The organism is Cupriavidus sp. PET2-C1 (assembly GCF_054515855.1).
In genome coordinates, this window is sequence record NZ_CM137260.1 from 756375 (window position 1) to 768353 (window position 11979).

Below are 11979 nucleotides of genomic sequence, written 5' to 3' on the forward strand. Positions count from 1 at the left end.
GGCGCATCCACAGTGCGCCGGCTTTGACAGTACCACTCCCCCGAGGCCAAGCCATTTTTTAGCTTCCCCGCTCCACATGGCGCCTGCCATTCAGGCCGCCAGGGGGAGCCCTTTCGCCAAGACTGCCGAGACTGAGATGAATCTCTCGAAATTCTTTATCGACCGGCCTATCTTTGCCGGCGTGCTATCGGTGCTGATCTTCCTGATCGGCGCCATCTCGATGTTCAAGCTGCCCATCTCGGAGTATCCCGAGGTGGTGCCGCCGTCCGTGGTGGTGCGCGCGCAGTATCCGGGCGCCAACCCCAAGGTGATTGCCGCTACCGTGGCGTCTCCGCTGGAGGAGCAGATCAACGGCGTCGAAGACATGCTCTACATGTCGTCGCAAGCCAATAGCGATGGCCTGCTGACGCTGACCGTCACGTTCAAGCTCGGCACGGATCCGGACAAGGCCCAGCAGCTCGTGCAGAACCGCGTGGCGCAGGCCGAGCCGCGCCTGCCGGAGGACGTGCGCCGCCTGGGCATCACCACCGTGAAAAGCTCGCCCGACCTGACCATGGTGGTCCACCTGGTCTCGCCGAACGACCGCTACGACATGACCTACCTGCGCAACTACGCGGTGATCAACGTCAAGGACCGCCTGGCGCGGATCCAGGGCGTGGGCCAGGTGCAGCTGTTCGGCTCGGGCGACTATTCCATGCGCGTGTGGCTGAACCCGGAGAAGATGGCCGAGCGCAAGCTGGTGGCCGGCGACGTGGTCAAGGCCATCCGCGAGCAGAACGTGCAGGTGGCCGCTGGCGTGATCGGCGCCTCGCCCGCGCTGCCGGGCGCTGACCTGCAGCTCTCGGTAAACGCGCAGGGCCGCCTGGAAACCGTGGAGGCCTTCGGCGACATCATCGTGGCGACCTCGCCCGATGGCGGTGTGACCTACCTGAAGGACGTGTCCCGCATCGAGCTGGGCGCGTCGGAGTACGCGCTGCGCTCGCTGCTGGACAACAAGTCCGCGGTGGCCATTCCGATCTTCCAGGCCCCGGGCTCCAACGCCATCCAGATCTCGGACGACGTGCGCAAGACCATGGAGGAGCTCAAGCAGAACTTCCCCGATGGCGTGGACTACAGCATCGTCTATGACCCGACGCAGTTCGTGCGTCATAGCATCGAGGCCGTGACCCACACGTTGTTCGAAGCCATCGCCCTGGTGGTGCTGGTGGTGATCCTGTTCCTGCAGACGTGGCGCGCCTCGGTGATTCCGCTGCTGGCCGTGCCGGTGTCGATCGTGGGGACGTTCGGGCTGATGCACGCCTTCGGCTTCTCGATCAATGCGTTGTCACTGTTCGGGCTGGTGCTCGCCATCGGGATCGTGGTGGACGATGCGATCGTGGTGGTGGAGAACGTCGAGCGCAATATCGCCGAGGGGCTATCTCCCAAAGAGGCCACCTACAAGGCCATGCGCGAGGTGAGCGGCCCGATCATCGCCATCGCGCTGACGCTGATCGCCGTGTTCGTGCCGCTGGCCTTCATGACGGGCCTGACCGGTCAGTTCTACAAGCAGTTCGCGCTGACCATCGCCATCTCGACCATCATCTCGGCCTTCAATTCGCTGACGCTGTCGCCGGCCTTGTCCGCGCTGCTGCTGCGCGGCCACGATGCGCCGAAGGACTGGCTCTCGCGCGGCATGGATCGCGTGCTGGGTGGCTTCTTTGGCCGCTTCAACCGCTTCTTTGGCGCCAGCGCCGATCGTTACGGCAAGGGTGTGAGGGGCGTGATCTCGCGCAAGACGGCGGTGTTCGGCGTCTACGCCGTGATGCTGGCACTGACCTGGGGTGTGTTCCAGCTGGTGCCCAAGGGCTTTGTGCCGGCGCAGGACAAGCAGTACCTGGTGAGCTTTGCCAAGCTGCCCGACGGCGCCACGCTGGACCGCACCGAAGACGTGATCCGCCAGATGTCCGACATCGCGCTCAAGCAGCCGGGCGTGGAATCGGCGATTGCCTTCCCGGGCCTGTCGATCAATGGCTTCACCAACAGCCCGAGCGCCGGCATCGTCTTTGTCTCGCTCAAGCCGTTTGAAGAACGCAAGACCAAGGAACTGTCGGGCAACGCCATCGCAGCGCAGCTCAACGGCAAGTACGCCGCGATCCAGGACGCCTTCATCGCCGTGTTCCCGCCGCCGCCGGTTCAGGGCCTGGGCACCATCGGCGGCTTCAAGATGATGATCGAGGACCGTGCCGCGCTGGGTTACGACGCCTTGTTCGACGCAACCAACGCCTTTACCACCAAGGCGCGCGCCACGCCTGAGCTGGCCGGGATCTTCACCAACTACCAGGTCAACGTGCCGCAGCTGGATGTGAAGCTGGATCGGGTGAAAGCCAAGCAGCTGGGCGTGCCGGTGACGGATGTGTTCGACACGCTGCAGACTTACCTCGGCTCGGCCTATGTCAACGACTTCAACAAGTTTGGCCGGACCTACCAGGTCAAGGTCCAGGCGGATGCGCAGTTCCGCGCTCACGCCGAGGACATCCTGCAACTGAAGACGCGCAACAGCGCGGGCGACATGGTGCCGCTGTCGTCGCTGCTCACCGTCAACCAGGGCTTTGGCCCGGACAGCGTGATCCGCTACAACGGCTTCACCGCGGCCGACATGAACGGCGGCCCGGCCCCGGGTTTCTCCTCGGGCCAGGCGCAAGCCGCAGCCGAGCGCATTGCGGCGGAGACGCTGCCCAAGGGCATCAAGTTCGAGTGGACCGACCTGACCTACCAGGACATCCTGGCCGGCAACGCGGGGGTATGGATCTTCCCGCTGTGCGTGCTGCTGGTGTTCCTGGTGCTGGCCGCGCAGTACGAAAGCCTGACCTTGCCGCTGGCCGTGATCCTGATCGTGCCCCTGAGCCTGCTGGCTGCCATGACTGGCGTGTGGCTGACCAAGGGCGACAACAACATCTTCACGCAGATTGGTTTCATCGTGCTGGTGGGGTTGTCAGCGAAGAACGCGATCCTGATCGTGGAGTTTGCGCGGGAGCTGGAGCATGAAGGCCGTTCCATCGTGGCCGCCGCGATCGAAGCCAGCCGCCTGCGCCTGCGCCCGATCTTGATGACGTCGTTCGCGTTCATCATGGGTGTGGTGCCGCTGGTGGTGTCCACCGGCGCCGGTGCCGAGATGCGCCATGCGATGGGCGTGGCGGTGTTCGCCGGCATGCTGGGCGTGACCTTCTTCGGGCTGTTCCTGACGCCGGTGTTCTACGTGGCGCTGCGCCTGCTGGCGACCCGTGGCATGCGCCGCACGGTGTCGGACGCGCCGTCGGCTAGCCACAAGGCTATCGCCTCCGCTGAATAACGGTGATCGACATGAATGCAACATTGACATCCAAGATGACATCGCGACTCCCCGCGGCGCTGCCGCGCCTGGCCACGCTGGCCGTGGCCCTGATCCTGGCGGGCTGCTCGCTGGCGCCGACCTACAAGGTGCCGGAAAGCGCGACCGCCGCCACGCCGGCCTACAAGGAAGCGATGGCTGCCCAAGCCGAAGGCACGCAATGGAAGGTGGCCACGCCGGCCGAAGGCGCGCAGCGCGGCGAATGGTGGAAGATCTTCGGCGACGCCGATCTCGACCGCCTGATTGCCACGGCCACCGAGTCCAACCAGGACCTGGCGATCGCCGCGGCGCGCCTCAAGCAGGCCCGCGCCTTCACCGGCGTGGCCGAGGCCGACCAGTACCCGCAGTTGAGCGTGGGCCTGGACCCGACCCGCACCCAGTCCTCGGCCGCCTCGCAGGGGTTGCCGGACGGCACGCGGGTGGCACCGCAGACAGTGCTCAAGGCACGCGCCATCGCCAGCTACGAGCTGGACCTGTTCGGCCGCGTGGCGGACAACGTCAAGGCGGCGCGGGCGGAAGGCGACGCTGCCGAAGACCTGTATCGCTCGGTGCTGCTAGCGCTGCAGGCGGACGTTGCGCAAGCCTACTTCGCGCTGCGCACGCTGGACAGCGAGCGCGACCTGCTCAACGCCACCATCACCTTGCGCGAGGACGCGCTCAAGCTGCTCAAGCGCCGGTTCGACGAAGGCGAGACCACGGACCTCGACCCCGCCCGCGCCGAAGCCGAGCTGGGTACGGCCCGCGCGGATCTCGCCAGCATCGAACGCCGCCGCGCCAACCAGGAGCACGCGCTGGCGGTACTGACGGGGGCGCCGCCGGCCGCCTTCACGCTGGCCGCGCGCCCGCTGGACGCGGCGCTGATCTCTGTGCCGGCGGGCCTGCCCTCCGACCTGCTGGAGCGCCGCCCCGACATCGCCCAGGCAGAGCGCCTGATGGCGGCGGCCAACGCGCGCATCGGCGTGGCGAAGGCCGCGTTCTATCCGCGCATCACGCTCACCGGCTTGTTCGGCTTTGAATCGAACGACCTGTCGAACCTGTTCAAGTGGTCGTCACGCGCGTGGATGCTGGGCCCGCTGGTGGGCAGCACGATCGCCGCACCGATCCTCGACGGGGGCCGCAACAAGGCCAACCTGGCGGCGGCGCGCGCGCAGCACGAGGAAGCGGTGGCGAGCTACCGCCAGAGCGTGTTGACGGCGATGCGCGAGGTGGAAGACAGCCTGGCAGACGTACGCTGGCTGAGCCAGCAGGCCGGCGCATTGGACGGCGCACTGGGCGGCGCCCGCCGCGCGGCCAAGATCTCGCGCAGCCGCTACGAGGCGGGCGCGGTGGATTACCTGACGGTGATCGACGCGGATCGTACGGTGCTGCAGTCGCAGCGCGATGCCAACCAGGTGGCCGGGCTGCGTGCCTCCGCCACGGTGGCGCTGGTGCGCCGGCTGGGCGGCGGCTGGGGGCCGTTGCCGGATGCCGCACCCAGCGTGGCGCAGGCGGGATCCGGCCCGCTGGCATCGAACCACTGAGTCCTGGCGCCAGGCCTTCAAAACGCGGCAACCGCCCTCGCGCGGTTGCCGCGTTTTGTCATTGCCGCGTCAACGTGGCCAACAAATCTGACTACACTAAAAGCACCTCGGCCACCCCAGCCGGAAAGGGCCGCAGGCCTTACCGCAGCCCGCCGGCGCATTGTTTGTCCAGGCCCCCACCATGAGCAGGCGGCGAACCCACAGTACGCGAACCCACAGTAGGCGGACCCACAAACGGCGGACCCTGTTCGTCGGGTTCCTGGTTCTGGCGGGCGCGGCGGCCGTGCTGTTGCTCCCGTTGCCGCGGCCGTGGCGCACCGTTACGCATATCGTCAACGAGGTGACGATCGCGCAACCCGATGCCGTGGTGTTCGACTACGTTTCCACGCCCGCCAACTGGCCCAACTGGCATCCATCCTCGCTCGCCGTGACTGGCGCCTCGGCCGGTCATTCGCTCCTGCCCGGCGAGCAGGTCACCGAGACCTTCCTGGTAGCCGGGCGGCGTGGCCAGGTGGTGTGGACCGCGGTGGAGCGCAGCCCATCCTCGGCCTGGGCGATCCAGGGCACCATCGACGGGCGCGAGGCGGGCGCGGTCCGCTACACGCTCGCACGGACGCCGGAGGGCACGCACTTCCGGCGCGAATTCAGCTACGCCGCGCCGAATCTGCTCTTTACGCTGACTAATTGGCTGGTGCTGCGAAAGCGCATTGAGGCCGAGTCGGCCGAGGCGGTGACGCGGCTGCGGGCGGTGCTGGAGGCCCGCAAGCCCTCGCCCGGCACGGGCGGCTGATCAGTGCGCCGCCTGGGCCGCCGCGTCCGGGCCGGCTACCGGCCGAGCCAGCGCGAGCAGCAGCAGCGCACAGAGCAACGCCGCCGCCAGGTTGTAGCCCATTGCGCCGGCAAACGCGTGGGCATAGCGTTGCGCGCTGCCCATGCCGATACCGATACCGCCTTCGGTTTGCAACGCCCGCTGGAAGAACATCCCCGCGATGGCGATGCCGAATGCGCCGCCCACTTGTTGCATGGTGGACACCAGCCCGGACGCCATGCCGGCCTGCGCCTCCCGTGCAAGGCCGAGCACGAGATTGAGCAGCGGCGTCATCAGCATGCCCTGGGCCAGGCCAAACAGGATCAGCGCGGGCACCAGATGCCAGGGCACCAGCATGGCGCCTGCCGTCACCACCTGGAGCGTCAGGGCGGTGTGCGCCGCGGCGTAAAGCAAGGCCGCCACGGCGAGCACGGCGTTGCCGAAGCGCCCCACCAGCCGGGGCGCCCATATCGACGCGGCAACGAATCCCACGCTGGCCGGCGCGAACACGCTGCCGGCCAGCAGCGGGCCGACGCCCAGCCCGGCCTGCAACAGCAGGGCAAAGCACAGGAAGAACGCGCTGGCCGTGGAGTACACCAGCAGCACCACCAGCGTACCCAGGGCAAAGCGGCGCTGGGCGAACAGGGCCAGGTCCACCAGCGGAGCGGACCGGCACCGTTCCACGCGCACAAAGCCGGCCAGCAGGGCGGCGGCCAGCGCCAGCGAGGCAAAGGCCCAGCCCGGCCAGCCGCGCGCGGGGCCCTCCAGCAGCGGCACCAGCAGCAGCGTCAGCCCGGCGCTGGCCAGCAGCACGCCGGGCCAGTCCAGCCCGCTTGCGGGCGCGCCGGGCGCTGCCATGGCCCGCGATTCGGGGATGCGCCGCGCGGCCAGCATGGCAGCCGCGCCCACCGGGATATTGATCAGGAAGATCAGGCGCCAGCCGAGGCCAAACAGATCGCTCTGCACCAGCAGGCCGCCCAGCACCTGGCCGGCGATGGCGGCCAGGCCAAGCGTCATGCCGAGCAGGCCGAAGGCGCGGCGGCGCGCGGCCTCGTCAAAGCTGACGCGGATCACGGCGTAGATCTGGGGGAACAGCAGCGCGGCGGCGCCACCTTGCAACACGCGCGCCGCGATCAGCAGCGCCGCGGTAGGGGCCACGCCGCACAGCGCCGAGGCCAGCGTGAAGCCCGCCATGCCGAGCGCGAACAGCCGCCGCCGGCCGTGGAGATCGCCCAGGCGGCTGCCAGTGATCAGCAGGACGCCGTAGGCCAGTTCGTAGGCCGCCACAACCGCGCCGATCTCGCCGAAGCTGGCGCCCAGGTCGGCCTGGATGGCGGGAATCGCCACATTGACCACGAACAGGTCGAAGACGGTGACAAAGCCACCTAGCAACAGCACGAGCAGCACGGGCAAGCCGCTTGGAGAGGGCATGGGGGATCCTGTTGAACATTCAGGCTCGCATTCTCAGCCGCTCGTTAAAGTATTACAATTTAACTACTTATGCTATTACATCAGGCAACAGGCTAACGCCATGCCGCTAATTCCATGCCGCCACGCACCCTAGACCGCACCCGCGCCGCGCTGGCGGACTTCCTGCGCCAGCGGCGCGAACGCATCTCGCCCGTGCAGGCGGGCCTGCCCAGCGCCGGCCGGCGCCGCACCCCGGGGCTGCGCCGCGAGGAGGTGGCGGCGTTGGCCGGCGTGGGCCTGACCTGGTACACCTGGCTGGAGCAGGGGCGCGAGATCGGCGTTTCGGCGGCGTTCCTGGAGAACCTGGCGCGCGTGCTCCGGCTGGACGCCGCCGAGCGGCGCCACCTGTTTCTGCTGGCACACCAGCGCCCGCCGGCCGAAAGCGGGCGCACCTGGTGCACGGTGCCGCCGCTGGTGCGCCGGTTGATGGACGACCTGCCGCTGCGGCCTGCCTACGTGCTCAACCTGCGCTGGGATGTGCTGGCGTGGAACGCGGCGGCCGAGCGCGTGTTCGGCTTTGGCGCTTGCGCGCCTGGCCATCGCAATATGCTGCGCATGATCTTTCTGGACCCGGCCATGCGCGAGCGCTTTGCCGGCTGGGAGGCGCAGGCGCCACAGATGCTGGCGAGCTTTCGCCGCGACCTGGCCCGCGCGCCGGACGATCCGACCCTGCTTGAGCTGGTGGATGAACTGGAGCGCGCGGCGCCGGATTTCAGGCAGTGGTGGCGCCAGCACGAAGTGCAGGGCGTTTGCACCGGCATCCGCGCCTTGTGGCTGGATGCAGTCGGGACGGTGCGCTGCGAGCATGCCACGCTCACTGCGGACGAGGAGCGTCACCTGCGGCTGGTGGTCTATGCGGCGGTAGCGGGGGAGCCTGGCAGCGAGGCGTTCGAGGCGTGGCTGGCCAGCGGCATCGGCAGCGGTGCGTGCGCGCCGGCCGTATACTGATCGTGCAATTCAATCGGAGTCGATGGTGTCGGTAGAAAACCTCGCGTCCCCTGCAGGACGCACCCCAGAAACGGCGGCTACGCCGGAGCCGGCAGCGCAAGCATTGCCGCCCAAGCCTGTGGCGCCGCCCACGCCGGATATCAATGATTGCTGCGGCAATGGCTGCGATCCTTGCATCTTCGACCTGCACGCCGCGGCGATGGAGCAGTACCGCGCCGAGCTCAAGGCTTGGCTTGCGCTTGCCGGCCAGACGGCCGATGCCGGCGCGGGCGGTCCCAGTTTCTGAACTGGCGGGCACGCCACACGTACCAAATACGTACAAAACGCGTACCAAACACGTACCTCACAAGGAGCCTGCCTTGACCGTCGCCGACCGGAATATGCTGGCCGATCTCCACGCGTTCGTGCGGGACCATCCGCGCCTGCTGGTGCTGACCGGGGCTGGCATCAGCACCGATTCCGGCATTCCCGGCTACCGTGACGCGCAGGGCAACTGGCAGCGCACACCGCCCGTGCAGGCGCAGGATTTTTTTCGCTCGCATGCGGTGCGCCAGCGTTACTGGGCGCGCAGCATGCTGGGCTGGCCGGTGCTTGCCAACGCGCAGCCCAACGCCGCGCACTTCGCGCTGGCTCAGCTGCAAACGGCGGGCTATGTGCGCCAGCTTGTCACCCAGAACGTGGACGGCCTGCACCAGCGCGCTGGCAGCATCGGCGTGATCGAGCTCCATGGCCATGTAGGCAGCGTGATCTGCCTGCAATGCGGCACGCGCCGCCCGCGCGCTTCGCTGCAGGCCCAGCTTGAAGCGGACAACCCCGAGCTTTCCCAGCGCCGCGCGTCGCCCGCTTCCGATGGCGATGCGCACCTGGAACTGGCCAGTTTCGAGGCCGTCCGGATTCCTGCGTGCGGGCACTGTGGCGGCGTGCTGAAACCCGATGTGGTGTTCTTCGGCGAGTCAGTGCCGCGCGAGCGCGTGGATGCGTCGCTGCAGGCGCTGGATGCGTCGGATGCCTTGCTGGTGATCGGCTCGTCGCTCACAGTGTTTTCCGGCTACCGTTTCTGCCTGGCGGCGGAAAAGCTGGGCAAGCCGGTGGCGGCCATCAATCTTGGCCAGACCCGTGCCGATGCGCTGCTGGCGCTGAAGGTGGATGCCTCGTGCGCGGCGGCGCTGACGGACCTGGCCGGGCGGCTGGACTTGCCTGCGCACGCCCCCGCCCACTAGGCGCGCTCAGGGACCGCGCCGAGCCAGCGGATTGCCGGGGCCGGCCACCGGCAGCGTGCGCTGCGCATCGCCGGCATGCAGGGTGTAGCGGTTTGCGGCGTCCGGTCCGTCGACGATCTGCAGGCCTTCGCGCAGCAGCCAGGCCCGGATCTGGGCCTCGGTGGCTTCCGGGTGAAACTGTGCGTGCAGGTTGCTGCCGCCATCGCTGCTGCTGCTGTCGATCTGGGGGGACGTGCTGCGGCTGTGCGCCGGCAGTGCGGCGTTGCCGCTGTTGTAGCGTCCCACCAGCAGGCCGAATTGCAGCACCGCCAGCGTGGCGGCAAGCAGGGCAAAGGGCTTGACCCAGCGAGCGCCGTTGGCGGCTTCCGCGGGCGGCGGTTGCGGGATGGGACGTTGCTTTGATTTGACCTCGTTCATTTTGCTGTCGCTCTTGCTGCCGCCATTGCTGCCGTTATTGCTGCCGTTGTTGCTGTCGCGGGCAGCGCGGACGCGGCATTGTATCGCTTCGAGGTGATCAATAAAGCGCACGTTGAAGGGGAATCCGGCCACCCTCCGGCACTGGCTTGTGCCCGCTCGGCTTCAGCAAACGCCACCACTTCGTCAGTGGGGCGCTTGCCGCAGCCGCAAGGCATGAAAGCAAGCTAGGGAATCCCACTACAGCACTGGCGCGGATATTGCATAAAAATCCGCTGTTAATACTGTGAAATTTCACAAGGCGGACAAAAAATGCAAGTAGCGAGGCTGGCCAGCCCTGGCCGGGAGCCGATTTGACGAGCCGGGTGCACTGCGGCGGGGCGCGGGTGTGGTGCTGTCGGTGCTGCGGGTGCCGTGGGTGCGGAGGCCCGGCGCCATGAACACGCGCTTTGTCGAAGCCTTCATGTGGGTGGCGAGGCTCGGCAGCTTTCGCGCGGCGGCCGAGAAGCTGCACATCACCCAGGCCGCCATGTCCAATCGCATTGCCTCGCTGGAGCAGGAGATTGGCGCGCGCGTGTTCGAGCGCGAGGCGCGGGACCTGCGGCTCACGCCGGTGGGCTTGCGCCTGCTTGGCTACGGCGAGCGGCTGCTGGAGCTGCAGCGGGAGATCATGGTGCTGGGGCGCTCCGGCCATGAGTTGCTGGGGCTGGTGCGCATCGGCGCCATCGAGAGCGTGGTGCATACCTGGCTGGTCGACTTCCTGCGGCACCTGCAATCATCCTATCCGGGCATCGAGGTGCAGATCACCTCGGAGACCACGGAAGGGCTGCACAAGACCTTGCGCGCCGGCGGCATCGATATCGCCTTGCAGACGGACCCCGCGGTGGGCGAGGGCATCACCAGCACGCCGTGCCTGCCGATGGCGATCGGGTGGGTCGGGCCGCCCGGCGCGGCGCAGCCCGATGAAGGGAAACTGGCCACGCTGCTGCAGCACCCGACCATCACCATGAGCCCGGGGTCGCAGCCGCACGTTGCGCTCAAGGAGCTGTACCGCAAGGCCGGGCTGCCCGTTGGCAAGGTGCACTGCGTGAGCTCCATCGCGGCCATCGTGCGGCTGGTGAAGGCGGGCTTTGGCAATGCGCTGATGCCGCTGGCGCCGGTGCGTGAAGAGGTGGAGCGCGGCGAGCTGCGCGTGATCTGCTGCGATGTGCCGCTGCCGCACCAACGGCTGGTGGTGAGCCATCTCGACCATGCGGCGTCGGAGGCGATCCGCCTGGTGGCGGATCTGGCCTGCCGCGAATCGGATCGTTTTGTGCGTTCGCTGCCTGCACCGTTTGCGCCGGAGTGAGGCACGGCCGCGCGCTAAGCTGGTGCGCGAACGCAGCCGGATCGAACAGAAAAACTGATCGGAAACACCAAGAAAAACCCGTTTGTCGCGCGCGGCGATCGCGCCGATCATCATCTCACCGCTTTGTATTGGCGTGGCAACCGGAGAGTTTGATGAGTGAGATGTTTGCGACCGAAAATTCGGCGGCACAGAGCCTGGCAGGCATGGCCCCGCAGGGCATGCTGTTTGTCGCGTCGAATGTGGATGCGGCCGACGAAGCCGATTTCAATCAATGGTACGACCGCGAGCACGTGGAAGAGCGCGCCCGCATCGAAGGCTTCATCTCCGCCGCGCGCTATGAAGCCGTGCAGGGCGGCCCCAAGTATCTTGGCCTGTATCGCACCGAGTCACTCGGTGCTTTCACCTCCGCGGCCTACAAGGCGGCCTTTCGCCGCCAGACGCCGTGGTCGGTGGCCAACCTGGATCGCATGCGCCAGCCCATGCGCCGCGTGAGCGAAGTCACCGCCACGGTCGGGCAGGGCAGCGGCAGCTGGATCGCCGTGCTGCCGCTGGCGCAACCGGAGGATCCGCTGGCACTGGTCGACCTGGCGGGCGAGGTCGGCGGGCAACTGTCCGCGCAGCCCGGCTTTGTCCAGTCCTACCTGCTGATGCCCGACGCCGCGCTAAGCCAGCCGTTGCCCAAGGAGAGCCTGACCGACCGGCAACTGCTGCCCATCCTGGTGATCGAGAGCAGCGCCGAAGCCGCGAGCGAGCAGGCACTGCAGGAAGCGGCAAAGCGCCTGGGCGCATCGATGCAGCAGGCCGCACGCTACGCATTGAAATGGAAGCTCTTCTCCGGGGAGGTGGCGTGATGCCCAACGCCAGCACGATTTCCACCGCGCAGA

The 11979-nt window shown here is 67.7% G+C and carries 10 protein-coding genes; 8 read left to right on the plus strand and 2 right to left on the minus strand.

All coding sequences use genetic code 11. From position 1 onward, the window contains the following. Positions 1-136 precede the first annotated feature (136 nt). From ACX12D_RS23380 to ACX12D_RS23390, 3 genes are all read left to right on the plus strand, one after another. On the plus strand, positions 137-3328 hold the full coding sequence (locus ACX12D_RS23380; protein WP_459375854.1) for an efflux RND transporter permease subunit: 3192 nt from the start codon (positions 137-139) through the stop codon (positions 3326-3328). A 35-nt stretch (positions 3329-3363) separates the two neighbouring features. Beyond that, positions 3364-4887, plus strand: a complete 1524-nt coding sequence (locus ACX12D_RS23385) for an efflux transporter outer membrane subunit (RefSeq protein ID WP_459375855.1) — start codon at positions 3364-3366, stop codon at positions 4885-4887. 265 nt (positions 4888-5152) lie between these two features. Beyond that, positions 5153-5677, plus strand: coding sequence for an SRPBCC family protein (locus ACX12D_RS23390; RefSeq protein WP_459376500.1), 525 nt, complete (start codon positions 5153-5155; stop codon positions 5675-5677). Here the strand turns inward: ACX12D_RS23390 and ACX12D_RS23395 are convergent, their stop codons facing one another. Beyond that, complete coding sequence (locus ACX12D_RS23395; protein WP_459375856.1) at positions 5678-7126, minus strand: MFS transporter; 1449 nt, start codon at positions 7124-7126, stop codon at positions 5678-5680. Between the two features lie 114 nt (positions 7127-7240). Here ACX12D_RS23395 and ACX12D_RS23400 point away from each other — a divergent pair, with 114 nt between their 5' ends. From ACX12D_RS23400 to ACX12D_RS23410, 3 genes are all read left to right on the plus strand, one after another. Next, positions 7241-8113, plus strand: a complete 873-nt coding sequence (locus ACX12D_RS23400) for a helix-turn-helix transcriptional regulator (protein WP_459375857.1) — start codon at positions 7241-7243, stop codon at positions 8111-8113. A 103-nt stretch (positions 8114-8216) separates the two neighbouring features. Then, on the plus strand, positions 8217-8399 hold the full coding sequence (locus ACX12D_RS23405) for an oxidoreductase-like domain-containing protein (protein ID WP_174427713.1): 183 nt from the start codon (positions 8217-8219) through the stop codon (positions 8397-8399). 94 nt (positions 8400-8493) lie between these two features. Further along, the gene (locus ACX12D_RS23410) at positions 8494-9333 is read left to right on the plus strand and encodes an NAD-dependent protein deacetylase (RefSeq protein ID WP_459376501.1); all 840 of its coding nucleotides are present in this window, start codon (positions 8494-8496) and stop codon (positions 9331-9333) included. A gap of 6 nt (positions 9334-9339) precedes the next feature. Here ACX12D_RS23410 and ACX12D_RS23415 read toward each other — a convergent pair whose 3' ends face one another. Beyond that, positions 9340-9861, minus strand: coding sequence for a hypothetical protein (locus ACX12D_RS23415; protein ID WP_459375858.1), 522 nt, complete (start codon positions 9859-9861; stop codon positions 9340-9342). A gap of 322 nt (positions 9862-10183) precedes the next feature. Between ACX12D_RS23415 and ACX12D_RS23420 the strand changes: the two genes are divergently transcribed. Both ACX12D_RS23420 and ACX12D_RS23425 read left to right on the plus strand, forming a co-directional pair. Beyond that, entirely contained in the window at positions 10184-11095 is a 912-nt protein-coding gene (locus ACX12D_RS23420; RefSeq protein ID WP_183032223.1) for a LysR family transcriptional regulator, read from the plus strand. Positions 11096-11247: 152 nt separating this feature from the next. Then, complete coding sequence (locus ACX12D_RS23425; RefSeq protein ID WP_459375860.1) at positions 11248-11946, plus strand: hypothetical protein; 699 nt, start codon at positions 11248-11250, stop codon at positions 11944-11946. The last annotated feature ends 33 nt before the right edge of the window (positions 11947-11979 follow it).